This is a genomic window from Sphingobium sp. B12D2B (assembly GCF_025961775.1).
Lineage (GTDB): Bacteria > Pseudomonadota > Alphaproteobacteria > Sphingomonadales > Sphingomonadaceae > Sphingobium.
In genome coordinates, this window is sequence record NZ_JAOQOH010000001.1 from 717,246 (window position 1) to 743,116 (window position 25,871).

The window sequence follows — 25,871 nt, forward strand, 5'->3', positions numbered from 1 at the left end:
TGGCTTGGGGCGCGTAGCCCGCAGCTTGACCGCTGGGGCGTGGGCCGAGCAAGGGGGCAGCGATTTGAAAGATGAGCGATGAGAAAGTGCAGTCGAAGGTGAGCGGTCGTAAAGCAGGCCCGGCGGACGAGGTCCAACTCCCCGGCTGGAACCTTGATGAGCTCAACTATCCGACGTTCCGGATGACGCTGATCGCCAAGATCATGGATCGCCTGACCATTCGCAATCTCGCCGAGATTGAGGACATCACCTATGCGGAATGGCGGGTGATGGCGCGGCTCGCCACGATGCACCAGGGGGGAACGGTGCGGCAGGTGGCCGAGATGGCCTGGGTCGACCGGGCTGAAGTCAGCCGCGCCGTCAGCACCCTTGAAGAGAAGGGCTATACGCTGCGCATGGAGAACCCCCATGACCGGCGGGCGCCCATTCTCAAGATGACTGCCGTGGGGCTGGAGCGATACCGCGCGGCGCTGGCCGAACGGAAAGCCTTCCACGAACTGCTGACCGCGAAACTCTCCGACAAGGAGTGTGAGACGCTCAACCAGCTGCTCGCCAAGATCGGCGAGCAGCTGGTCGTGCTTTCGCAACCGGTGTCGACCGACGCGGTTAAATGATCGCGTAATAGCGGAACAGCGAATGGTCCGGCGCGTCGTCGGGCGTCAGTTTCGGGCGACGCTGCCCAACGCCGACGATCACGGTGCGGTTGAGCCAGCCATGCGGCCCGTCCGGCGCGCGGAAATAGGGCGTGCAGCGGAAGTAGGACGATGTCTTGGTGCCATCCGGCAAATCCAGCGGACCGTGCACATAGCCAAGGTTGCGAATATAGATCAGCGCGCCGTCATCCGCCTCGATCATATAATGGGCATTGAGCTCCACCACCTTGTCGGTGCGGACCACCGGCCAGTCTGCGCCGCTATAATCGACCAGCTTGCCATTGAGCCGCGGCCCCTCGACGGTGCTGCCTTCCCCTACGGACGTGTAGCCGTGATTGGGGCCGCCCGCATGGATGGCGCCAGTCGCCCAGCGCTTGTCGAAATTGATGCGGATATCGAAGACATGATCGTAGCGAAGGGCGAGGGGATCGTCAGTCATGGATGTCCTTGCGGCTTGTGTTGATAGATCAACTTATAGAGCAGGCGGGCGACAGTGCGACCCCTTAAGGTCGCGCTTCACGCTGCCACTCGTGCGCCGCGCAGCAAATCCACGAGCGAGGCTGCATCGTCGATAGCATCGCCGCGCCAAGCGACATGGCCGTCCGGCCGGGCCAGCAGCAGGCGGTGGCGGTAGACCTCCGGCACATTATCGAGCGCGCGATCCACGGCGAGGACCGTGAGCGGCATCCCGCAAGCCCGCGCCGCTGCAACCAGCGGCTCGACGTCCGGCGCGGCCTCACCCTCGTCTTCAATGCAGATCAGCGTGTAGCCCGGCCCGCAGAGGTCATAGAGCGAGCGCCCGTCCGCGAGGAAGAAATGCGGCACGCGGCACCCCGGCGCGGTTGATGGCGTATAATCGTGCATGGTGTAGGCGGGCGCGGCTTCGCCATCATAAGCGATGATCGGCGAAGCATCGTAGAAATAGCCGTAGTTCAACCCGGCGCAGGCATATTGCTGGACATTGAGCGCATAGGCAGCGGCGCCCACGGCCCGCCGCGCCGCCTCGCCTTCGGGCGTGCCGTCCTCGATCTCCGGCGGCAAGGTATTACGCTCCTTGATGGCGCCGCTGGCATGACCCATCGCAAAGCGGGAAACCTGTTCGGTGATGGGTTTGCGTTCTGCGACATAGGCGTCGAGAATGTTCTCGGGCGCCCAGCCCTGCAAGGTGGCGGCGAGCATCCAGGAGAGGTCCATGGCATCGGCGATGCCGGCGTTCATGCCATAGCCGGCATAAGGCACCCACAAATGCGCGGCATCGCCGGCGATGAAGACGCGGCCTTGGCGGAAGCGGTTGGCGACCAGTCGCCGGCCGATCCAGTCCTCATTGGAGAGTTGCGTGAAAGGGAAGTCCGGCCCGACGCCCAGGATGTGCCGAATGCACCGGTCCCGGTCCCACTCCTCGAACGTCTCCTCATCGGGCCGCAGATAATTGTGGACGAGCCACCGCCGCTCGCCATCAATGGCGAGCACGGTCCCGGCGCGATCGGGATTGTAATTATAGTTCATCCACGCCGGGCCACTGCCCAGCGCATCGAGAAGTTCGGGCGCGTCGATCAGGGTGGATTGCACGCGCTGGACAACGGCATCGCCCTCAAGCTTTCCGCCGATCTGCTTGCGCACCGCTGAACTGCCCCCGTCGCAGCCGACCATGTAGCGGCAGCGGATTTCTCGGGGCGTACCGGCGGGCAGGTCGGTCAGTTGCGCGTACACGCTCTCACCCTCGTCTTGCACGCTGTCGAACCGCGTCTCGTTGAGCAGCGTGATGTTCGGGTGCTGCGCGGCATGGGCAAAAAAGATCGGCTGGAAATAGATCTGGTTGACCCGGTGCGGCGGTTCGGGGGTGGGCCACCAGCCATCCGGCCCGCTCCTGTCCTGATAGCGGTTGCGCCGCGACGGGATGGGGATGCGCGCGAGTTCGGTGCCGGTCATCCGCGTGCGGAACACGATGTCATTGGGGTAATCGTGCGGCAGGCCGACCGCGCGCACCTCCCGCGACAGGCCGAGGCGGCGCAGCGTCTCCATCGTGCGCGAGGACACGTGGTTGCATTTCACGCTGGGTGGCTGGCCGGCTGGGCGCGTCTCGGCCACGACGACCTGGATCCCCCGCGACGCCAGGTCCAGCGCGAGCAGCAGCCCCACGGGCCCAGCGCCGATAATCAGAACTTCGGTGTCAGTCATCCGTCCCTCGTTGAGTAATCAACGAAACCGATAGCAGATGCGAAAGCGGGATCAATTTCTTTTTGTTCGTCTCTCCAGAGCGTTGAAGCGGGGTTGGCCGCAAAGGGCAAGTGGAGACGGGAACCTGACGCCCGCAGGGCCATTGAGCTTGGGGAAAGAGCCGTCCGGCGAAAGCGGTTTAAGGGATTCGCCTCTCTAGCATCGTCATCTTCGTGACAGCGGCAAGGGGACTCGGTTCCAGTTCGGCAGGCGGACGCGGCTTTGTCCGGCGGATGACGACCGAGAAGAGCTTGGCGTTAATTGCCCTCTTGCGTAAGCAGGGCGTCCAAAAAAATGGCTACGGACGTAAGGGAATCTTGGAAAGGAAGGAGATTGATGATTGAAGAAGGAAACGTTTAAAATAGTCAACAATAATGGTTAGTACGCAATATTTAAACTATAATTAATTCTATTTAATTTTACTGGAAATTCCTGATTTGTTAGGAGTCTCGTGTATCCGACCTGCTTCATCACTGTGCAGTCGGAAGCCGGCGCCGCCATCACGGTGACCTTCACCAATGGCAGCAAGAGCGTCACCAAGGCGCTGACCGGCACGGGATCGGCGCAGGCCGTGGTGCTGAGCGCCGCTGATCTTGCGACGCTGGGAGATGGCACGATTGCCATCAGTGCGAGCGCCAAGGACGCCGCCGGGAACACATCGCCCGCAAGCACCAGCAGCTTCACGCTGGACAGCATCGCGCCGGTTTCGCCTACCCTTGTGCTCGGTACGGGCATGAGCGACGGGGCCACGCTGGCGGAAGCCAGAGCGGCGACCGGCGCCGTGCTCGTGACAGCGGAAGCTGGCACGACGGTCACGGTGACGTTCACCAACGGCAGTGCGAGCGTCGAAAAGTCGATCGTGGCCGCCAGCGGTCCGAACCCGGTGACGCTCTCGGCATCGGATCTCACGTTGCTCGGTAACGGCACGATTTCGGTTTCCGCCGTGACCAAGGATGCGGTGGGCAACGCCTCGACGCCGATGACCGCCAGCTTCACGCTGGATATGGTCGCTCCGACATCGCCGACGCTTGCCTTGCTGGGTGATGCCACCAAGTCGTCCACCGGCGCTGCGGCCCCTTCGGGCGTGGTGACGGTGACGGCGGAAGCCGGCGCCGTGGTGAAGGTCACCTTCGCGCGTGGCAGCAACACGGTCGTGAAGACCCTCACAGGAACTGGGACCGCACAAAGCGTCGCGCTCTCGGCGGCCGAAGTGGTCGCCCTGGGCGATGGCACCGTGGCCATCACGGCCGTGGCGACTGACCCGGCGGGCAACGCTTCGTCTATTGCCTCGGGGGTCCAGTTCACGCTGGACCGTGCAGCGCCGGGTGCACCCACGATCACGCTCGGCACGGGCGTCGCCGACATCGCTTCGGCGGCGGAGGCCACCGCGGCAAGCGGTGTGATCAGCATCACCGGCGAAATCGGTTCCAGCATCTCGGTGGTGTTCTCGAACGGCTCGAACAGTATCGTGAAGACGCTGACGGCGACTGGCTCGCCTCAGGCTGTCGTGCTGACCACGGCTGATCTGCAGGCGCTGGGTGATGGCACGATTGCCGTCACCGCGCAGGCGAAGGATCCGGCGGGCAACGAGTCGGCCGAAACGGCCAGCAGCTTCGTGCTCGACCGGACGCCACCGGCGACGCCGACCATGACCCTCTCGGACGGCATCGCCGGTGGCGCTACCGCCCTTGAGGCGCTAGCGAGCACGGGTGTGGTCAAGGTGACGGCGGAGGCCAATGCGCTGGTCACGGTCGTCTTCACCGCCGGGGCCAACAGCGTCACCAAGACGTTCACCGGCAATGGCCTCACCCAGACGGTGTCGCTGACCGCGAACGATGTGGTGAAGCTGGGCAACGGTGCGGTGTCGGTCGCCAGCTTCGTGACGGACGCGGTCGGCAACCAGTCGGCAGCCGCCACCAGCACATTCACCATCGACACCGTGGCCCCGACCAGCCCCACGCTGCTGCTCTCTGGCACGGCATCGAAGAACACGGCACTAGCGACCGGCACGGTGGCAACGGTGACCGCCGAACAGGGCGCGACCGTTACCGTGACCTTCATCCAGGGCTCGATCGAGATCACCAAGACGCTGGTCGGCACGGGCGCGGCACAGGATGTCGTCCTCACGGCGACCGACGTGGCCAGCTTTGCGGACGGTGCCATCACCTTCTCGGCGTTGGCGCGGGACCCCGCGGGTAATATTTCTGCCGCCTCACCGACCCGTCAGTTCACGCTCGACCGGGTGGCGCCGGCAGCGCCGGTCATCGCGCTCGGAGCGGGAGTCGCCGATGGCGCTTCCTCTGCGGAGGCGGTAGCCGCGGGCGGCGTGGTTACAGTGGCTGCTGAAAATGGCGGCACGATCCAGGTGGTTTTCATCGGTAACAGCGGCCCGGTCACCAAGACGGTTGCCGCAGATGGAACCGCCAAGCCGATCGTGTTGACGGCGGCCGATCTCGTGACACTGGGCAATGGCAATGTGCTCGTCTCGGCGCAGGTGACGGACGCCGCAGGCAATGTCACCACCGCCGATCCACTGACCTTCCTGCTGGATACCGTCGCGCCGACCGCGCCGGTTATCACCCTGCCGTCTTATTTCACGGGCGGTGCTTCGAGCGCCGAGGCGTTGAATGCCGCAGGTGCCGTTACCGTGACGGCCGAGGCCGGTTCGGTGGTCACTGTGACGTTCGCCGGCACACTTGGCCCTGTGGTGCGGACGGTGATCGGCACCGGCTCGGCACAGGCGGTGACGCTCGATGCGTCCCAGCTCACCACGCTGGGCAACGGCACTGTCACCGTCACGGCGACAGCGACCGACGCCGTGGGCAACATCTCGGCGACAAGCGCCAGCACCACCTTCGTACTCGATACCGTCAATCCGACTGTCGTTCTAAGCACCGGTAGTGGTGCAAACACCAACAGCGCCACGGTGCAGTCCTCGGAACTCGGTACGGTCTATATCGTCAATACGGCGATGATCCCGACGGTGACGAAACTAGAGGACATTACTGGCATCGACGGGAAATATTGGAACTCCGTCAACATAACCACCGCAAACAGTAACACGACCATGCAAATGCTTGGCTTGGCTAGCGGAAGTTATAAGGCCTATTCGGTCGATAATGCCGGGAACATCTCTGCGGTTAGCGCGAATACCTACACGGTGAATGCCGTGGTTGAGGCCGGCGCCGTCTTTCAAGCGTCGAATTCGATAGGTTTTGGCTTCTTCGGTTCGTCGACCAACGAGTTCGTCGGTAACTCAATCGATTACGCCGGCGATGTGAACGGCGATGGCTATGGCGACTTCATCGTGGGCTCTACGGCAACGGGCAACTGGGCCCGTGCCTATGTCGTCTTCGGCGGCCCGACCAATCTGAGTGGCCCGTATAATGTCAGTTCGCTCATAGCCAGCAACAACACGCTGGGCTTCTACATCAGTGCCTCTCAATATGCTGAATATGCAGGCCATACCGTGTCCAATGCCGGCGACGTCAATGGCGACGGCCTGAACGATCTTCTGGTCGGCGCCTATGGCCGCGACAATACCAATGACCTGGCCGGGGGTGCCTATATCGTTTATGGCAAGACCGGCGGAACCTTCGTCGATCTCGCGCAGCTGCCCGGTGCGGTCGGCGCGACAAAATCGAACGGCTTCGCTCTGATAGGCAGCAATACGGATGGTCGCGCCGGTTGGTCCGTCTCTGTCGCAGGCGATATTAACGGTGATGGCTACGCTGATTTTCTTGTCGGTGCCTATTATCAGGATGTCGGGTCTGCCAATGAGGCCGGGAGAACATATGTCGTTTACGGTCGGTCAAATAACACCACCATCGACCTCTCGGCGCTCACGGCGGCCAGCAATACGCTCGGCTTCATGGTCGAAGGGTCGAGCACCAGCGATCAATTGGGCTTCTCGGTCAGCGATGCCGGGGACGTCAATGGCGATGGGCTGAGCGACTTCATCGTCTCGGCTAACGTAGCCGATACCCCTGGGAGCAACTCTGGTGCGGCCTATGTCGTGTTCGGCCAGACTGGTATCAGCGGCGCTAGCCTGAATGTCTCGGCCCTGACAGCTGCGACCAATACGCGTGGTTTCATGATCAGCGGGTCGAGTGCGGGTGATTATTTGGGTTTCTCCATAGCCGGCTCGGGCGACATCAATGGTGACGGCCTGTCCGATCTGGCCTTTGCCGCCGCCTATGCGGATACGTCTGCATCGAATGTAGGCAAGTTCTACGTAGTCTTCGGCAAGTCGGACGGGGCTGGCGTTGGCGCCAGTGCCCTGTCCGTAGCCGGCAACACGCTTGGCTTCGTCATTAATGGGTCCAGCACTGACGATAATGCTACCAGCATCTCGGTGATCGGGGACATGAACGGCGACGGGCTGGCCGATCTGCTAGTCGGCTCAAGCGTTTCCGATTCGAACGGCGGCACAGATGCAGGCAAGGCCTATGTCGTCTTCGGTAAGACGGACAGCAGCGCCGTGGACCTTTCCGCCCTCTCGGTTGCCGGCAATACGCAAGGTTTTGCGATCAATGGCACGGGGCAGGTGAGTGCGTTTTTTGGCAAGTCCGTGTCGGCGGGCGATCTCAATGGCGACGGCTTGGTCGATCTGATGATTGGCGCGAACTATTACGACTACTGGAATGCCGAGGGCGGCGGCGTCTTCGTCATCTATGGCTCGACCTCGGGCGTATTTTCCAACGCGGCCAAGGTCAGCCAGATGGGAACCAGCGGAGCCGACACGCTGATCGGCACGTCCGGCAACGACTCGCTTGTCGGTGCCGTGGGCAACGACGTGTTACGCGGCAATGGCGGCGCGGACGTGCTTTATGGCGGTGCGGGCAATGACCGGATCATCGTCAACGCGGACAACGTTGCCAAGCTCGGCCAATCCGGCGCGAGCATCCAGGGCGGCCTCGGTACCGATACGCTGGCACTGGACGGAGCGGGCATCACGCTCGATCTCACCACGCTGAAGGATGCCTTCGTCAAGGGCATCGAGAAGATCGACCTCACCGGCTCGGGCAACAATACGCTCAAGCTGAACCTGACGGACGTGCTCAACCTGCACGATCCGGAGGAGAGCGCGTTCAACGAGTTCGAGGCGCTCACCGGCAAGGTCGGCAAGCAGCAGATGATGGTCGATGGTAACAGCGGCGATGCCCTTCAGCTCGTCGGTAGCTGGCTCGACAGCGGTGTGGACGTGCAGGACGGCACCCGCAGCTACAGCGTCTACAATTATGCCGGGGCTGCGGTGCAGTTGCTGGTGGACAATCAGGTCACCGTGACGGTGCAGGACAATGCTGCTCCGGCGCCGAGCTTTGCGGACACAAGCGTCAGCGGAAGCGGCACGGACTTGGCCGTCGTCCGCTCGACCGAAGTGGGCACGCTCTATCTGGTAAACACCACGGCCATTCCCACGGTCACCACGCTGGCGGACATCACCGGCAAGGACAGCAAATACTGGAACTCGGTCGCCATCACGGCGGCCGGAACCGACACCAACCTCAGCCTGCTTGGCTTGGCCAGCGGCACGTACAAGGCCTATGCGGTTGACGCTTTGGGCAATCTCTCCTCGCCCAGTGCCAACAGCTTCACCGTGACGCCCGTCATCCAGGCGAGCGCGATCATGCAGGCCAGCAATTCGCTGGGCTATATGATCGCCGGTTCCAGCGGCACCGAGTCCTTCGCGGCATCGGTGAGTGCGGCGGGCGATGTGAACGGGGACGACTATGCCGACTTCCTCGTGTCGGTGGGGGGCGCCAACCAGACCGCCTCGAAATCCTATGTCGTCTTTGGCGGACCCAACAACATCTACGGCAGCGTGATCGACAGCATCTACACGGTGGCAACCGGAACGGCAGGCTTCGCCATTCTGGCCTCGTCGGCAAGCGATTATCTTGCCAATGCGGTGATTGCAGGCGACGTGAACGGTGACGGGCTGGGCGATCTCATCGTCGGCGCCACGGGTGTCGACAATGTCGGTACGAATGCCGGGGCCGCCTATGTCGTCTATGGCAAGACCAGTGGCGCGACGGTCGCATTGTCGAGCCTGTCCACTGCCGTATCGGCAGGCTTCCAATTGCTGGGCGGTACGGCGAATGAACAAGCCGGCTTCTCCGTGTCCGCCGCTGGCGACATCAATGGCGATGGCTATGCAGATCTGCTGGTGGGGGCGATCTCGACCGGCGCTAGCGCTCAGGGTCGGGTCTACGTTGTCTATGGCCGCGCCAACAACAGCAGTATCAACCTGTCGGCGCTGACGGTGGCGACGAACACGCTCGGCTTCATGATCGATGGCTCCAGCGCCAACGACCAACTCGGCTGGAGTACGACCGCACTTGGCGACGTGAACGGGGACGGTCTGGCCGACTTCCTGATCGGTTCGCCATACATCGACGCGAATGGCACGACGGACGCGGGCGCGGCTTATGTAGTGTTCGGGCGGGCAGGTACCAGCGGAACGCCCATCGCCCTAACCGCGCTGACCGCGGGGGGCACCAGCACCCTCGGCTTCGCAATCAGCGGCTCGGTTGCCAATGATCATACAGCATGGTCGATCGCCGGCAGTGGCGATATCAATGGCGACGGTCAGATGGATCTCGTGATGACGGCCCGTCTCGCGGATGCGTCCGCCGGTGGCGACGCCGGCAAGACCTATATCGTTTACGGCAAGACCGGCGGTGCGGGCATTAATCTGAGCGCGCTCTCACTCGCCACGAACACGCAAGGGTTCATCATCAATGGGTCCAGCGCGAACGATTTGCACAATAGAGTTTCGGTGATCGGCGACATGAATGGCGATGGTCTGGCCGACCTCGCAATCGGGTCTTGGCAGGCGGATACCAGCCTGGGGACCGATGCCGGCAAGGTCTATGTCGTCTTCGGCAAGACCGACGGTAGCGGGGTCGATCTTTCCGCGCTCAGCGTGGCTGGCAACACACAGGGCTTTGTCATCGAAGGCAATCAGGCCGGTACGTTGACCTTTGGCGCGGTGGCCGGCAGCGACCTCAACGGCGACGGCCTGGCCGACCTGATCATCGGCAGCAGCAATGCGGATGTGAATGGCCTGACCGACAATGGTGCTGCCTTCGTGGTCTACGGCTCGACCTCGGGTGTCTTCTCAACCACCAAGGTCAGCCAGATGGGCACCAGCGGTGCCGATACGCTCACCGGCACCTCAATCAATGACTCGCTGATCGGCGGTCAGGGCAACGACGTGCTCTTCGGCAAGGGCGGCATCGATACGATCTATGGCGGTAGTGGCAATGACCGGATCGTACTCAATGCCGACAATGTGGTGAAACTCGGCCAGTCCGGTTCCAGCATCCGGGGCGGTCAGGGCATCGACACGCTGGCGCTGGAGGGAACGGACATCATCACCCTCAACCTCACCACCCTGAAGGACGGTGTGATCAAGGGCATCGAGAAGATCGACATCACCGGTGCGAGCAACAATACCCTGAAGCTGAACCTGACCGATGTGCTCAACCTGCATGATACGGACGAAAGCGCGTTCAACGCGTTCCAATCCATCACCGGCGCGACTGGGAAACAGCAGTTGATGATCGACGGCGATGCCGGAGACTCGGTACAACTGGTCGGGGCCGGCCTGTGGGTAGACAGCGGCCAGGACTATACCGACGGCGGTGTCAGCTACAGCCTGTACAACTACAACGGTGCTGCGGTTCAGTTGTTGATCGACAACGCGGTCACGACGACCGTTCTGGCAGCCTGAGGTCGCTGATCCATGTTCCAGGGGCAGCGACCCGATCCGGAGCAGGCGGTCAAGGCCCAGTCGCGTGGCGACTGGGCCAGGGCGGCCGCGCTTTATGAAGACCTGCTTGCCGAGCAGCCGGACGATCCGGTGTTGCTCGGCAACCACGGCCAGGTGCTGCGCAAGCTTGGCCGGGACGATGAGGCGCTGGTGCAATATGGCCGGGCGATCGAAAGCCCGGAGGCACCGGCGGCGGTCTGGTTCAACTATGGCAATGTGCTCTACGACAAGAGCAAGTGGGAGAAGGCGCAGGCGGCTTTCGCGCAGGCGCTGGCGCTGGAGCGGGCGGATGGCCCGGCCGTCGTGCCCGCGACCATCCAGCTCGCCCGCTGCGCGGTGCGGCAGGGCGAGTATGAGGAGGCGCGGCGGCTGTTCAGCGATGTGCTGCGCCGCGACCCCAACAACTTCACGGCCTGGCTGGAGGCGGGCAATGTCTGCCGCCACCATGGCACGCTGGAGGAAGCGCTCGACTTCTATCGCCGGGCGGCCGAGGCGGCGCCCTCGCGCTATGGCGCGCATCTGAGCGTTGCCCGCGCGCTCGAACAGGTCGGGCGGGAGGATGAGGCGGTGCTGGCCTGGCTCAAGGCGCTGGATTGCGCGGGGCCGGACGATCATGCCGATATCCACCACCGCATGGGGCTGGGCCGGGCAGAGCGGGGCGAATGGCACCGCGCGGTCGAGGCCTTCCGTCATGCGCTGACCGCCGATCCGGCGTTCCATAGTGCCCGCATCGATCTGGCCGATGCGCTCATGCAGATGGGCGCGACCGAGCAGGCCGAGCCGCTGTTCGCTCAGCTGGAGGTGACGGCGCTGGAGGAAGAGGACGAGATCAAGTTCGCCGGCACGCTGATGAAGCACAATCAGTACGACCGGTGCGACGCGGTGTTGCGCGCGCGGATCGAGAAGGATCCGGACAATTGGCGGGGCCATTTCAACCTCGGCAAGGTGCTCATTGAGGGGATGCGCACCGAGGAGGCCGAGGCCTGCTTCGCCCGGGTAGACGACCTTGCCGGCGACGATGCGCCTGACCTGCGGGCGATGCGCGGCTCGATTGCCGGCAAGCGCGGCGATGTCGACACCGCGCGCGATATCTATACCGAGCTGGGCGAGGAAGAAGGCCCGGAATCGCCGTTCCGTGGCTCGGCGGCGATGGCGGCGCTCTACAGCGAGACGATGACGGCGGAGGAGACCCGCGACTTCCATCAGGCCCTGTTCGCGCCGCTGGCCGAGGGTGCGAGGGCGGCGACCTCGTTTGCCAACGATCGCTCGACCGGGGCCGGCGCTGCCGATGCCGGGAAGCGCAGCCGTCGCCTGCGCATCGGATATGTCACCGCCGACATGCATGGCGAGCATCCGGTCAGCCTGTTCATGCGGCCGGTGCTGGCGCGGCACGATCGCGAGGCCTTCGAGATCACGGTCTATTCGCTCAGCCCGCTGACCGACGACATGACCCGCCGCGCGCGCGGCCATGTCGATCGCTGGCGCGATGCCGCGAGCATCAGCAATACGCGCCTCGCGCAGATGATCGAGGATGACGGCATCGATGTGCTGATCGACCTCATTGGCCACACCGGCCGCAATCGCGCGCCGCTGTTCGCCCGCCGTGCGGCGCCGGTGCAGGCGATGTTCCTGGGCTATCCCTCGACCACCGGCATTCCCAATATGGACTGGCTGATCAGCGATCCGGTGACCTCACCAAGCGACCATGCCCATCTCTACACCGAGCGGCTGGAGCATGTGCCGGGCTTTGTGTTTTGCTACGCGCCCGAGCGGGAGTTTCCGTTCCCCGATTATGGCAAGACGCATTTGGAGCGCCCGCTCACCTTCGGGTCGTTCAACAATGTCTCCAAGCTCACCCCATACACCATTCGCCTGTGGGCCAAGGCGATCGTCGCCACGCCCGGCTCGCGGCTGGTGCTCAAGGGGCCGAGCTTCCTCGATTCGGTGGCGGTGAACCGCTTCGGCGATCTGTTCGTGGACGCGGGCGTTGCTGCTGACCGGCTGGAATTCCGGGGGCCATCGAGCCTCGATGAGATGATGGCCGAATATGCCGACATCGACATCGCGCTCGACTGCTTCCCTTATAATGGCGGCACGACGAGCTGTCAGGCGCTGTGGATGGGCACGCCCGTCATCACGCTGGCGGGCGAGAGCTTCGTGCAGCGCATGGGCGCGGGGCTGATGAGCGCCATCGGCCGGCCCGAATGGGTGGCGCAGGACGAGGATGCGTTCGTGGAGATCGCCGTCCGCCTTGCCTCGGACCGCGCCGCGCTGCTGGAGGAAAAGCGCAGCCTGCGCACGCGCTTCGCCGCATCGCCGGCCGGCGACATCGATCGATACACGCGCGAGCTGGAAGACGCTTATCGCCGTATGTGGACCGACTTCGCGGCCGGGGGGGCATGACCCGCGAAGAGTTGAAACCGGGGAGACGAATGGAGCGGCCTCGCGCTTCATGCTGGGGGCAGGGTTATGACCATATTCGATAGTGACTTCGAGAGCGTAGGGGCCGCCGTACCGCGATCGGCCGCCGGAATCGCGCTGATGGTGCGGCGGCTGGGGACGATGGAATCGGCCTATGCGCGGCTGATCTGGTCGCGCGCGCTGGCGGAAGCCATCGAGAAGATGGAGCACGCCTCTGCGACCGACCTGATCGACAGCCGGACGGGAGAAGGCGATGCCCGCCGTTCCGCGCGGCAGGGCGACACGCAAATCCTGCGGATGCTGCAGGCGCATATGAATCTGCGCAGCCCCAGCGCCGTGCGCCTGCTCATGTGGCTGATGGCCAATCCGGATGTGTTCCACGCGCCGCATGAACTGCGGGCGAGCCTGGGATTTGCAGAAAGCTCGATCAAGGTGTTCGTGTCCGAGCTGCGCAAGGCGTTTCGCAACAAGAATATGCCGGACCCGATCGTCTCCTTCTATCGGCGCGGCTATTGCGTGCCGGCCGATTGTGCGGCGCTGATCAAGGACGTCATCTCCCGCCTCGCCCTTGAGGAGACGAGCCTGGGGCGGACCAAGAGTCCGTCCTGAGGGAGATGCATCGCGCGGAAGGTGCATGACGGGGTGGTTGCCGCACCACCCCCAACCCCTCCTCTGACGAGGAGGGGCTAAGATTGTGGTGATCAGAAGAAATAATGCTCGGTTGCGGCAGGGCTGGCATTGCGCCGGGCTGCTACCGATCCGGCACTGCGGTGGTTGGCGGATGGGACGCGGCGCTGCGCGAGGTCGCCGGCGCGGATGCGGCTCCAGATACGCTCGACGATCTCGCGCTCCTCGGGGCCGACCGCTACCGCATAGATGCTCGTGGTTTCGATATTGGCGTGGCCGAGCCATGACTGCACGAGATTAAGCGGCGCGCCCGCCCCGAGCGCGGCGACGGCAAAGCCATGTCGCAGGCCGCGCGGGCAGGCTTGCGGGCCTTTGATATGCGTCCGGTCCATATGCTCGTGGACGTGGCGCCAGGCGGTGGTGCGGGACCAGCGCCAAAGGGGGGCGGCGCGATCATTGCCGGCAATATCGGTGAGCAGGCGCACCAGCCCCGACGAGATCGGCACGCGGCGGAAAATGCCTCTCTTCCGCTTCTTGAGGCTTTCGAAGATGACGACACAGGCAGCGGGGTCGATCCGCCCTAAGGTCAGGCAGAGCGCCTCCGAAATGCGGCACCCGGTTTCGGCGAGCAAGCGGCAGAAGGCATGGACGGAAGGCGGGGCAGTCTTTGCACTATCGAGGAAGCAGCTCATTTCGGATCGGTTCAAATATTTTCGACAGCCATATTCGTCGAATACAGACCAGTTCATCGATTTCGTCCCCCGTTGATGATCATTCTAATTTGGAACAGTTCCGTCATGATTTGGATCATGCGGATGCTGCTCAAATTATCGTTCCGTTAACCATCAAGTAACAAATCTGGACTTGGGCGGAAGCTCCCGCCGATCCGAAATGGATGCAATAGCGCTTGATCGGCGGATAGGATGCGCGCGGCCGGGTCGCGGGGCGCAAGCCGTGCGGTGAAGCATCCGATATGGCGTAATATCCCCACCGCCTGTCGATCCGGTCCCGCTTGCGATGCGGGCCGGGCCAGGCAGCTTGGCCTGTGAGCGTCAGGCGGTGGCCTAGAGGCGCGGGCCTTGCACGGCGCCGCTGACCTTGGGCTTTTCCGCGCTGTTGAGCAGATCGATCAGGCCGCTCATCGGCGCGCCGGCCTTTGCGTAATCGAGCGCCGACATGCCGGCGAGTCGGTCGCGGCGCAGCGGGTCGGCACCGTTGGTGACGAGCAGCCGCACCATCTCCATATCGCGCATCTGCACCGCGCGGATCAGCGGGGTTTCGCCGCTGCTGTTGGTCTGGTTGGGATCGGCCTTGTGGGCGAGCAGCAGCTGTGCGCCTTCCACGAAGCGGCGTTCAACCGCGAGCATCAGGGGCGTGCGGCCGTTATTGTCGGTCAGGTCCGCGCGCGCGCCCTTGGAGAGCAGATAATTGGTCATCATTACGCTGCGCTGGCCGACCACGATCAGCAATGCGGTCTCGCCGCTGGTGCGATCCTTGGTGTTGATCGGGGTGACGCCGGGGGTTTCGAGCACTTCGGCAATCTTGGCGGTATCGCCTTTGCGCACCGCCTCGAGGAAGCGGTAGCTGTCGGAGAATTGCGCCATGGCGGGCTGTGCCGTCACCGCGACGATCAGCGGCGCCAGCGCGAGCGCCAGTGGGCTGCCCATGCGGACCAACATTCCCCTGCGCCGTTCGATCTTCACCCTGTACCCCCTTCGCCTTGCGTTCGTCTCAAGCAGTTGCCTTGGCTCCAATAGCAGGGCATGGCTGGCCCTGTCATGAATAAAGCCTGCAAAAAAATCCTCGCGCTTTCCATCGGCTTGGCGCTGGCCGCCTGCCAGGGCCAGAGCGGCGGCAACCAGGCCGGCGGCAATGAGTCGCTTCCTGCCGAGGGCAACCTCGTCGGCGCCCGCATCGGTGGCGATTTCACGCTGACCGACCAGAACGGCAAGAGCGTGCGCTGGGCGGATTTCCAGGGTAAATATCGCCTCGTCTATTTCGGCTACACCTTCTGCCCGGATGTGTGTCCGCTCGATCTCAACCGAATCATGCTCGGCTACCGGATGCTGGAGAAGGACCATCCCGAGGTTGCGGCCAAGATCCAGCCGATCTTCATCACCGTCGATCCCGAGCGTGACACCGTCGATGTGGTGAAAGGCTATGTCGCGCATTTCCATCCCCGGCTCATCGGCCTCACGGGCACGCCCGAGCAGATCGAGAAGGTGAAGACGGACTTCGTGGTAGTCGCCAGCAAGGAGGGCGATCAGGCCGCCAAGCAGGATTATCTTGTCAACCACACCCGCACGCCGTTCCTGTTCGGGCCGGATGGCAAGCCCATCGCGCTTGTGCCGGTCGAGGAACTGGCTTCCGCGGATGAGACGGTGGCCAAGGGCGTGCACGATTTCCTCGTTCACTATGTCCGATGAGCTTCTGGGAGCAGCCTCTCGAAACGCTTGACCGCGCGCAGTGGGAGGCGCTGTGCGATGGTTGCGGCAAATGCTGCCTGCACAAGGTGGAGGATGCCGACACCGGGCGCATCTACCCGACCAATGTCGCCTGCCGACTGCTGGATCGGAACACCGCCCAGTGCAGCAATTACCGCCAGCGCCGCGCGTTCGTGCCTGATTGCCTGCGGCTGAGCCGGGCCAATCTGCAGGAGATCGAATGGCTCCCGCAGACCTGCGCCTATCGCCTGCGTGCCCATGACGAGCCCCTGCCGGACTGGCATTATCTGATCTGCGGGGATCGCGAGGCGGTGCATCGTGCCGGCCAGAGCATTCGCGGCTGGACGATCTCCGAGACGATCGCGGGCGATCTGGAAAATCACATTGTCGACCGCGCGCTCTGAGCACAGGCTCACGCTGGCGGACGGGGCGGCGCTGTCTGTCGTCGTGATGCGCCATGGGCGGGCGCGGCGGATGAAGCTGCGGTTCGATGAGTTGGGCGACCGTGCCCTACTCACCATTCCCCCGCGTGCGTCCCTGCCGCGCGCCTTGGACTGGGTCCGGGCGCAAGGGGAGTGGATCGAGGGGCAGCGGGGTCGCAATGGCGGGCTCGTGACGCTGGCCGATGGCGCGCTTGTGCCCTTCGAAGGGACGCCGCTGCGCATCGTCGCGACCGGCGCGCGTACCCGGCATGTGCTGGCCGAGCAGGGCGAGCTACTGGTGGGCGGACCTGCCGATCTGGCCGGCGCACGAGCGCTGCGCTGGCTCAAGGCGCAGGCGCGAACGGCACTAACGACCGAAACGCAGGCACTCGCCACGCGGCACGGCCTGCCGTTGCGGCAGGTGGCGATCGGCGATCCCCGCGCGCGTTGGGGCAGTTGCTCGGTGGACGGCAACATCCGCTACAGTTGGCGGCTGATTCTGGCGCCCCCGCATGTGCGGCTGGCCACCGTGGCGCACGAGGTCGCGCATCTGGAGCATATGCACCATGGACCGGAATTCCATGCGCTGGTGCGGGCGATTTCGCCGGTTTGCCCGGATGCGGCCCGCGCCTGGCTGCGCGCTGAAGGGCGTAGCCTGCATCGCTATACCGCCTGAGCGACCGCGTTCTTGATCTGTGAAAAACGTCGAAGGGCGCGGCTCGCACCGCGCCCTTCCGTCGTCCTGGCTATGCCCGCTCAGAAGCGGCTGCGCACCGTGATGCCATAAGTGCGCGGCTCGGCGAGATAGGCCGAGAAGAGCTGGTTCGACATGGCGCCGAACCGACCCAGTTGCGCGCGCGACTGGTGATTGGGGCTGGAGCTTTGCAGCGGGCTGTTGAAGGCGACCTGGCTGTAATCGCTGTCGAACAGATTCTGCGCCCACAGCTCGATGGCCCAGGCCTGTCCCGGACCGCGCAGGCCGATGCGGGCATTGGTGACGATGTAGCCGTCCTGCGCCTTCTCGGGATAGAGGTCCGAGCCGGTGTTATAGTCGCCGGTGATCCGGTTATCGACATAGACGAGGCCGCTGAAGCCACCGCCCAGCTCCGGTGTCCAGGCAATGCTGCTGGTCGCCACCCAGCGCGGCGCGTTGCTGTTATCCTGCCCTTCGAGCAGGAACAGCGCGGGGTCGAGCGGCACCGAGCCATCCGCATTGCCGACGAGCTGGTCGGCGAACTTGGCGCGGGTGTAGGTCACGCCCGCCGTGGCCCGCAGCGAGCGAACCGGCTGGACATAGGCCTCGATCTCGACGCCCTGGCTGATGAGGCCGGGCTTGGTCTTGGCACAGGTGCCGTTCGCGGCCTTGGCGCCATCGCAGCCATTGATGTTCTGGACGACGAAGCTGGTGCCATTGAAGGTGTTGAGCTGGAAGTTGCTGAACTCCTGCCGGAAGGCGGCGAGGTTGAAGCCCCATTCGCGGCGCGCATATTTGACGCCGATCTCGTAAGCGTCGACCGTCTCCGCGCCGAAGGCTAGGCTCGCCGCATCGGCATTGCTGCGCGGTGAGAAGTAGGTAATCGGCGCGATGCCGGTGCCGACCCCGGTATTGCCCAACTCGAACCGGTCCAGATTGTAGCCGCCAGCCTTATAGCCGCGCGAATAGCCGCCATAGACCATCAGGCCGCCGCCGACCTTGTAAGAGAGCACGGCAGTTCCTGAGAATTTGCCCTCGGTCTGCCGGTCCTGCAGGTCGAGCGCGTTGAGGCCGGTGCTGGCATTGCCCAGGCAGCCGAGCGTGAGGATGCCGCCCGCCAGTTGCGCGGCCGAGCCGAGCGCCGGATTGGTCGCGATGCCCGGCAGGGCGGAGGCCTGCAAGGCGGCACAGGTCGCATTGTTATTGTTGAGATCGCCCGAGAAGCGCTTGGTCTCGCGCGTGTAGCGCACGCCCAGGGTCAGATCGAGCGCATCGGTGAGATGGATGATGTTGTGGGTGAACAGCGCCCAGTTCTCGCTGCGCTGATAATAGCGGCTGTCGGTATCGCCGGCCCCGTTGGGGATGGTCGCCAGCGCGGTGAGGCCGGTGCCGAGGCCACCCGAAATCGCGCCCGCCTGCGCTGTTGCCGTCGCATTGGCCACCGTTGGCGAGGCACCCTGGCCGATCGCCCGGGCGTAGATGGAGGCATAGAGGCCGGCATTCAGACTGGCTTGCGTTGCGCTGATCAGGTTGCCGACGTCCGGCGTGAGCGCGTTGCCGTCGATCGGCGCGGCGCACAGGCTGAGCTGGGCGGGTGAGAGGTTGCTGGCGGCGCCGGTGCCGGCCATCAGGCGGCAGGCTGCGAAGCGGCCATAATCAGCGCCGAAGCGGATATTGTCGCGCAGCGTCAGCTTCTCGTTGGCGTAATAGCCGCCCACCAGCCAGTCGAGCATGCCGCCCAGGGCCGAACCCTGCAGGCGCAGTTCCTGCGTGAAGGTGCGGAACTGCCGGAAGGTGCCTGGGTCGCGATAGAGCAGGTCGGCGGTGGAATAATCATAATCGCCATAGTCGGATGACTTGTAGTCGCGATAGGCAGTGATGCTGGTCAGCTTGGCATTGCCGAAATCATAATTGATCTCGCCCGAGAGGCCCCAATCCTCCAGCTTGCTCACATAGTCCCGGCCCGGCGTGATGCTGATGTTCCGCTGATAGGGATTCTGGGCATAGGGCGTGGGGCCATTGGGGAAGCGCGTGCCGAGCGCGCTCAGGATCGTGACGATGCGGTTTGTGGCGTTCTGCGTGTAATTAGTGGGCGAGCTGCCCACTTCCTCGCCGGTATCGATATAGACGGCGCCGCAGCAGCTTTCGTCGCGGTTGGTGTAGTCGCCGATCAGGCGGACGGAGAGCGCATCCGAGGGCTCGAAGAGCAATTGCCCGCGCAGGAAGTAGCGGTTGCGGTCATTGGTGTCGCCGATCTTGGCGCCCGAGCCGTCTACGATATTGAGGAACCCGTCACGCCGCGAATAGACGCCGTCGATGCTGGCGGCGATGGTCTCACTGAGCGGGCCGGTGATCCGGCCGGCGAGCCGCCAAGCTTCATAATTGCCGAAGCTGGCTTCCGCGCTGCCGCCCCACTGGAATTCCGGCGCCTTGCTGACGATGTTGAGCAGACCGGCCGAGGCATTGCGCCCGAACAGCGTGCCTTGCGGGCCACGCAGCACTTCCACCCGCTCGATCTCGCCGAGATCGGTCAAGCCCGCGCCCGTGCGGGAGCGATACACGCCGTCGATGAACACCGCGACGGAGCTTTCCAGACCCGGATTGTCGCCCACCGTGCCGACACCACGGATGCGCGCGGCGCCATTGGCTTCCGATCCGGTGGAGGAGACGAGCAGCGAGGGCGCAAGCTGGTTGAGCTGGCGAATGTCGTTCGCGCCGCTGTTCTGCAGCGATTGGGCGGTCACGGCTGAGACGGCGATCGGCACATCCGAGAGCGGGCTGGCGCGCCGCGTGGCGGTGACGATGATCTCGCCCATATTGCTTTCGTCGCCGCTCTGCGCGGTCGCATCGCTCGCGTCCTGAGCAAAGGCGGGGGTCGCAAGGGCGCATAGCAGTGCGGCAACACTGGCAGACGCAATGAGGGATGGCTTGGGCATCATTCGCTCTCCTGCACGTTTGTCCGGTCCGGCATTTGTGCCGGTTATTCGAGAGCATATGCCAATAGCCATAGGGCGCAACTCCCTCATTTCCGGGATTTAGCGGTTTGTTGCATAAGGGTTACAGTCGGCGGAGGCCGCTTATCGCCAAAGAGCGAAACGCAGCAGCCGATCCTCCAACGCGATAAGCGCTTCGCTGTTCCGGCCGACAAGAGAGGCGATTGCCGGTGACGCTGCGTCAAGGCCACCGGTGAACGCCCCGAAGGCGGGCACGATGATCTTGCTGCCGCCCTTCACGAAGCAGCGCCGCGAGATATGCCGCCCGCGCAGGCTCATTCGCAACTTGGGATGAAAATGTCCGGAAATTTCCGGTCGCACCTCTCCCGGCATGGCTTCGTGGCGCAAGATGACGCCATCGACGAGCGCTTCTGCCCGATTTTCACCCCCCAGCGGCGAATCAACGCCCGAGGCGCCGAGGGGATCATGATTGCCGGTGATCCAGGTCCAGCGATAGGTGGCCGTCAGCTGCGCGATCCGCGCGCGCGTCTCGCCGCTCATCCGCTCGTGTGCGCCGCCATCGTGGAAGCTGTCCCCCAGGCACCAGATCTCCCGCGGCTGGGTGAGGGCGATCACCGCCGTCAGCGCATCCAGCGTGGCGCGGCTGTCATAAGGCGGCAGCATCTGGCCGCGCCGGGCGAAAGCACTGGCCTTCTCGAAATGAAGATCGGCGACGATCAGCGCGGCCCGCTCCTGCCAGAACAAGGCGCCCTGCGGCAAAGCCTGCCAGCTTTGGCCGGCAAAGCTGAAGGCCGGGCCACAGCCTGCCGCGCGCGGCATGGGTTGATCGATGAGTGGGGACGACCTCATGGCCTTGCTATGCCGTCGCAGCGGGCATGGCGCAATCGGGCAGTTGAACAAAAGTGGAACTTTTGCGATGGCCCGCAGGCTCTGGCTCTCCCCGCTCGGCTGGTGTAGGCGCGCGCCCATGTCGCACGAACCCGCATCCTTGCTGACCGTCGCCGCCTTCTACCGCTTCGCGCCCTTGCCCGACCCGGAGGCGCTCGCGACCGACCTGCGCGCGTTGGGCGCGACGCTGGGCCTCTCCGGCTCCATCATCCTCGCGCAGGAGGGCATGAATGGCACCATCGCGGGGTCGGCCGATGCGGTGGAGCGCCTGTTCGCGCGCCTGCGCGCCGAGCCGGGCTTCGCGCCGCTGGCGCCGCGCCTGCACAGCACGGAGCGGCATCCGTTCGCGCGCTGGAAAGTGAAGGTGAAGCCCGAGATCGTGACCATGGGCCGGCCCGGCGTCGATGCGGCGCAGGGCGCGGGCACGCATGTGCCGCCGGCGCAGTGGAACGCGCTGATCAGCGATCCGGACACGATCCTCATCGACACCCGCAATGATTATGAGGTGGCGCTGGGGCGGTTCGCCGGCGCTGTCGATCCCATGACGGCGAGCTTCGGCGACTTCCCGGACTGGTTCGATGCGCAGGCGGCGCAGTGGCGCGCGGAAGGCCGCAAGCCCCGGATCGCCATGTATTGCACCGGCGGCATACGCTGCGAGAAGTCGACGGCTTATGCCCGCGCGCAGGGTTTCGAGGAGGTCTATCACCTCAAGGGCGGCATCCTTGCCTATCTCGCGGAAGTGGAGGAGGCCGCCAGCCTGTGGGACGGCGCCTGCTTCCTGTTCGATGATCGCGTCGGCATCACCCATGGCGAGCGGGTCGTCCCGGCCGCGCTGTGCCCCGCCTGCGGGCAACCGCTTGCCGGAGGTGCGGATGAAGGAGGCTCAGCGCCCGCTTGCGTCCGCTGCGCCGGTATCGGCGAAATCTAGCCTGCCCCGTTGCCGGGCATCGCCGCCGGCGAGGTGGAAATCGACATGCCGCTGGCCGAAATCGATCGCGATCCGGTCGAACAGGCGCAGCATCCCCATGCCGAGCAGCATGGCTGGCCGCTCGCCCAGGCCAAGCTCGGTAAAGGGCGCGGCATCCAGGAACAGCATGGGCACATTGTCGAGCGTCGCGTCGCCGATGGTGAGTTGGCGCACGACGGCGAACTGGGCCGGCACATCGACACCGGTGACGCTGGTCAGCACGGTCGGCGTTGGCGGCACCACCAGCCGCTTGGCCTTGAGGCTGCGGAACAGCGCCATATTGCCCACGCTCTGCTCGGCGCCGGTGTCGAGGATCACGTCTACCTTACGCCCGTCCACCCGCGAGTTCATGAGGATCAGTTGGCCATAGCGGCTGCGCGCGCGCACCACGATGGCGTCCTTCTCGTCACGCACGGCGGATGAGCGGCGGCTGCGGCTGACTTCCATGCGGCGCTGGTTGAAGTCGAGGATGAGGCGCTTGTCCGCGAGGCTGTCCAGCCCGATGATCCCCAGGCTGCCCATGTCCGCGCGAGCGATAGTGAGCGCGGCAAGCGAACTGACCGCATGGTCGCCAAAGCGCAGATCGCTCAATTGAACGGATGAGACCGTGACGCGCCCGGCCATGCTGATGATCTCGACCGGCTGGAGCTGGGGCAGCATCAGCCGGGTGGCCAGCTCCGTGGCGATGATGGTGCGCTGGGAGCCGGTGTCGATCATGAACGGATAAGGGCCGCGCTCGCCGATCCGCACCGGCATGGTCATCCGCATCCCCGGATCGCCGCCGATGGGCATGACCGGCTCGTTGAGGTCGAAGGTGCCGGGATCGACCGGTATCTCAGGGCCGCGCGGCGCGATGACGAAATGGTCGCTCGCGCTCGGGATCTGGCTGGCGATGCCGAACGGCCCGGTCAAAGCCGCAGCGGCCGTGATTATAGCCTTTGCCAGGGTCAGCCGAAGCGTCGAGCCGAAAACCATCCCCAAGGTCTCCCAAGACGGGCAGCTTATCACGGTTTTGCGGTCCCGCCAAAAGGATCGAGGCGGGCGCGGGCGATGCTAGCTGGCCGGCGCGTCGGGCGTCATGGCAATGCGGGCGAGCGATTCGGCCTCCGCGAGCAGGCTGTCGTCGGTCTGCGGGCCGGCCACATGCTCGCGCCCGATCATGATCAGCACCGGCACGGCCAGCGGGCTCACCCGGTCGAGCGGCTTGTGCAGCATGGTGGCGCTGGCCCGGTCGATCAGCTCACCAAGGCGCCCCACGTCAGTCATGCGCGCGCGGGCATCGGCCCAGGCGGCCTTGAGGAGCAGATGCTCCGGCTCATAGCGGCGCAGCACGTCATAGATGAGGTCGGTCGAGAAGCTCACCTGCCGTCCGGTCTTGCGCGCGCCGGGTTGCTGGCGTTCGATGAGGCCGGAGATCACCGCCACGTCGCGAAAGGCGCGCTTGAGCAGGCTGCTTTCCTCGACCCAGGCGATGAACTCGCGGTCGAGAATGTCGGCGGAAAACAGCGGGCGGGGGTCGGTAACGGGCTGCAGGCCATAGACGGCCAGCGCATAATCGTTGGAGACGAAGCCGACGGGCTTGAGGCCACGCTCTTCCATGCGGCGGGTGAGCAGCATGCCCAGTGACTGGTGCGCGTTCCACCCCTCGAAACTGTAGACCACCATGTGGTGCAGCCCCTCATGCGGGAAGGTCTCGACCAGCAACTGCTCGGGCTGCGGCAGGACGGAGCGGACCGCCTGCATCGCCAGCCATTCATGAACATCGGGCGGGAAGCGGTTCCATTGCGTCGGGTCGGCCAGGAAAGCGCGCACGCGGCCGGCCAGATGCGTCGACATTGCCATGCGCGTGCCGCCCCAGCTTGGAATGCGGGCCTGCTGGGATGTCGCCTTGACGAACAGCTCGGCCTCGGTCTGGCGGACCAGCTCCAGTGAGAGGCCGGAAAAGAAGAAGCGATCGCCCGGGCTGAGCGTCGCGGCAAAACTCTCCTCCACCGTCCCGAGCTTGCGGCCGTTGCTGAAGCGCACATCGAGCGCCGGCTGGTCGACGATGATGCCGGCGTTCAGCCGATGCTGCTGGGCAAGGCGGGGATGGGCAATGCGCCAGAGGCCTTCGGGCGTGCGGACAAGGCGCTGGAACCGGTCATAGGCACGCAGCGCATAGCCACCGGTGGAGACGAACTGGAGAATGTCCTCAAGCTGGGCCGCGTCCAGCCAGTCATAAGGCGTGGCGGTGCGGATTTCGGCAAGTAACGCGGCAGGATCGAGCGGGCCGGCGCAGGCTAGCCCCATGATGTGCTGCGCCAGTACATCGCGCGCGCCGGGGCGAAAATCGTCGGCATCGCGCTCACCGCTCATCACGGCGTCCCAAGCGGCCTGCGCTTCGAGATATTCGAAGCGGTTGCCGGGGATGACGATCGCCTTGCTCGGCTCATCCATCCGGTGATTGGCGCGACCGATGCGCTGGAGCAGGCGCGAGCTGCCCTTCGGCGCGCCCATCTGGATCACACAGTCGATGTCGCCCCAGTCGATGCCCAGATCGAGACTGGCGGTGGCGACAAGGCCGCGCAGCTTGCCGGCCGCCATTGCGGCCTCCACCTTGCGGCGGGCCTCGCGGGAGAGGCTGCCATGGTGTATGCCGATGGGCAGCGTATCCTCATTCTCCGCCCACAATTCCTGAAAGATGAGTTCGGCGAGACCGCGTGTGTTGCAGAACACCAGCGTCATGCGGTGCTGGCGGATGATGTCGATCACCTGCCCCGCCGCATATTTGCCGCTGTGGCCGGACCAGGGCACGCGGTCCTGCGGCATGAGAATAGTGAGGTCCGGCGCGGCGCCCGGCTCGCCTTCGACCAGCGCTACTTCTTCCTGCGCGCCGGCCGGCGCCAGCCACCGGCGATAGGCATCGGGGTCGCCCACGGTTGCCGACAGGCCGACGCGGCGAAGTTCGGGGGCGATGCTCTGCAGGCGGGCGAGGGACAGGGCGAGCAGATCGCCGCGCTTGCCGCTCGCGAAGGCATGGATCTCATCGATGATGACGGTTTTAAGGGACGCGAAGATCAGGTCCGCATCGGGATAGGTCAGCAGCAGGGAGAGCGATTCGGGCGTCGTGAGCAGGATGTGGGGCGGCTTGGCCCGCTGCCGGGCCTTGCGATCGGACGGCGTATCGCCACTGCGCGTCTCGATGCGGATGGGCAGGCCCATCTCACTGACGGGGGTGAGCAAATTACGCTGCACATCCACGGCCAGCGCCTTGAGCGGGGAGATATAGAGGCTGTGCAGGCCTTCTGTCGGCGCCTCCGCGAGGTCGGCCAGCGTGGGCAGGAAGCCGGCGAGCGTTTTGCCGGCTCCTGTGGGCGCGACGAGCAGAGCATGGCGCCCCGCCTGCGCTGCCTCCAGCATCGCCTCTTGATGGCGACGGACGGACCAACCCCGCCGGTCGAACCATCCGGTGATGAGGGGCGGCAGGGATGGGGTCATGTGCGCGCGCGGGGCCATGCCTTCAATGTGGATGCCCCGCCATGCTTACTCAAGCCCGGGTGGAATAGGGCTCCTTACGATCCCGGCGCTTGTCTTCGCGGTCGAGACTGTCGCGCAGGTCTTTCGCGGCGCGGTCGCTCCGCGCTTCGTCGCCCGGCTTGGTGTCGCGCTTGTTGCGCCAGATTGCGTAGACCAGCACCGCGGCAAACAGGACTGGCCCGACAACGGTCATGAGGCTCCAGAGGCTGCCCATGTTTCTCTCCTATTTTCCAAACCCATCAAACGCATGGACGTCGCCTGAGTTTCGCGTCTGGCCGCGCAGCGGGTTCG

17 protein-coding genes are annotated in these 25,871 nt (G+C 64.6%); 8 read left to right on the forward strand and 9 right to left on the reverse strand.

From position 1 onward, the window contains the following. Positions 1-71 precede the first annotated feature (71 nt). Positions 72-614: a MarR family winged helix-turn-helix transcriptional regulator gene (locus M2335_RS03485; RefSeq protein WP_264593798.1), complete on the forward strand. Its 543-nt coding sequence runs from the start codon at positions 72-74 to the stop codon at positions 612-614. Here the strand turns inward: M2335_RS03485 and M2335_RS03490 are convergent. After that, positions 607-1,092: a DUF3237 domain-containing protein gene (locus tag M2335_RS03490; protein ID WP_181558549.1), complete on the reverse strand. Its 486-nt coding sequence runs from the start codon at positions 1,090-1,092 to the stop codon at positions 607-609. The genes M2335_RS03485 and M2335_RS03490 overlap by 8 nt on opposite strands. 77 nt (positions 1,093-1,169) lie before the next feature. After that, positions 1,170-2,831: an FAD-dependent oxidoreductase gene (locus M2335_RS03495; RefSeq protein WP_264593799.1), complete on the reverse strand. Its 1,662-nt coding sequence runs from the start codon at positions 2,829-2,831 to the stop codon at positions 1,170-1,172. A 490-nt stretch (positions 2,832-3,321) separates the two neighbouring features. Between M2335_RS03495 and M2335_RS03500 the strand changes: the two genes are divergently transcribed. The 3 genes from M2335_RS03500 (at position 3,322) to M2335_RS03510 (ending at position 13,677) form a co-directional block, all read left to right on the forward strand. Then, positions 3,322-10,608: an FG-GAP-like repeat-containing protein gene (locus M2335_RS03500; RefSeq protein ID WP_264593800.1), complete on the forward strand. Its 7,287-nt coding sequence runs from the start codon at positions 3,322-3,324 to the stop codon at positions 10,606-10,608. A gap of 12 nt (positions 10,609-10,620) precedes the next feature. Beyond that, the gene (locus M2335_RS03505; protein WP_264593801.1) at positions 10,621-13,050 is read left to right on the forward strand and encodes a tetratricopeptide repeat protein; all 2,430 of its coding nucleotides are present in this window, start codon (positions 10,621-10,623) and stop codon (positions 13,048-13,050) included. Between the two features lie 66 nt (positions 13,051-13,116). Further along, positions 13,117-13,677 carry a helix-turn-helix domain-containing protein gene (locus M2335_RS03510; RefSeq protein WP_264593802.1) on the forward strand — a complete coding sequence of 187 codons (561 nt, stop codon included), beginning with the start codon at positions 13,117-13,119 and terminating at the stop codon, positions 13,675-13,677. 92 nt (positions 13,678-13,769) lie between these two features. On the opposite strand, the gene M2335_RS03515 is transcribed toward M2335_RS03510, so the two are convergent. Continuing rightward, positions 13,770-14,444, reverse strand: coding sequence for a tyrosine-type recombinase/integrase (locus M2335_RS03515; RefSeq protein WP_264593803.1), 675 nt, complete (start codon positions 14,442-14,444; stop codon positions 13,770-13,772). 315 nt (positions 14,445-14,759) lie between these two features. Then, on the reverse strand, positions 14,760-15,362 hold the full coding sequence (locus M2335_RS03520; RefSeq protein ID WP_264593804.1) for an ankyrin repeat domain-containing protein: 603 nt from the start codon (positions 15,360-15,362) through the stop codon (positions 14,760-14,762). Between the two features lie 111 nt (positions 15,363-15,473). On the opposite strand from M2335_RS03520, the gene M2335_RS03525 reads away from it, so the two are divergent. From M2335_RS03525 to M2335_RS03535, 3 genes are read left to right on the forward strand one after another with little or no spacing between them, the layout of a single operon-like run. After that, on the forward strand, positions 15,474-16,121 hold the full coding sequence (locus M2335_RS03525; RefSeq protein WP_413716061.1) for an SCO family protein: 648 nt from the start codon (positions 15,474-15,476) through the stop codon (positions 16,119-16,121). Further along, a complete protein-coding gene (locus M2335_RS03530) occupies positions 16,118-16,543 on the forward strand; it encodes a YcgN family cysteine cluster protein (RefSeq protein WP_264579843.1) in 426 nt (141 codons plus the stop codon). The genes M2335_RS03525 and M2335_RS03530 overlap by 4 nt, the downstream gene beginning before the upstream one ends. Continuing rightward, on the forward strand, positions 16,524-17,237 hold the full coding sequence (locus M2335_RS03535) for a M48 family metallopeptidase (protein WP_264593805.1): 714 nt from the start codon (positions 16,524-16,526) through the stop codon (positions 17,235-17,237). The genes M2335_RS03530 and M2335_RS03535 overlap by 20 nt, the downstream gene beginning before the upstream one ends. An 80-nt stretch (positions 17,238-17,317) precedes the next feature. Here the strand turns inward: M2335_RS03535 and M2335_RS03540 are convergent, their stop codons facing one another. Together M2335_RS03540 and pdeM are read right to left on the reverse strand one after the other, a co-directional pair. Continuing rightward, positions 17,318-20,194: a TonB-dependent receptor gene (locus M2335_RS03540; RefSeq protein WP_264593806.1), complete on the reverse strand. Its 2,877-nt coding sequence runs from the start codon at positions 20,192-20,194 to the stop codon at positions 17,318-17,320. A gap of 138 nt (positions 20,195-20,332) precedes the next feature. After that, complete coding sequence (gene pdeM / locus M2335_RS03545; protein WP_413715149.1) at positions 20,333-21,058, reverse strand: ligase-associated DNA damage response endonuclease PdeM; 726 nt, start codon at positions 21,056-21,058, stop codon at positions 20,333-20,335. Positions 21,059-21,176: 118 nt separating this feature from the next. Between pdeM and M2335_RS03550 the strand changes: the two genes are divergently transcribed. Next, positions 21,177-22,025, forward strand: a complete 849-nt coding sequence (locus M2335_RS03550) for a rhodanese-related sulfurtransferase (RefSeq protein ID WP_264593807.1) — start codon at positions 21,177-21,179, stop codon at positions 22,023-22,025. On the opposite strand, the gene M2335_RS03555 is transcribed toward M2335_RS03550, so the two are convergent. From M2335_RS03555 to M2335_RS03565, 3 genes are all read right to left on the reverse strand, one after another. Further along, positions 21,981-23,039: a retroviral-like aspartic protease family protein gene (locus M2335_RS03555; protein ID WP_264593808.1), complete on the reverse strand. Its 1,059-nt coding sequence runs from the start codon at positions 23,037-23,039 to the stop codon at positions 21,981-21,983. The genes M2335_RS03550 and M2335_RS03555 overlap by 45 nt on opposite strands. A 78-nt stretch (positions 23,040-23,117) precedes the next feature. Next, entirely contained in the window at positions 23,118-25,541 is a 2,424-nt protein-coding gene (locus tag M2335_RS03560) for a ligase-associated DNA damage response DEXH box helicase (protein WP_264593809.1), read from the reverse strand. Positions 25,542-25,590: 49 nt separating this feature from the next. Next, entirely contained in the window at positions 25,591-25,794 is a 204-nt protein-coding gene (locus M2335_RS03565) for a hypothetical protein (RefSeq protein WP_264585803.1), read from the reverse strand. Positions 25,795-25,871: the final 77 nt, after the last annotated feature.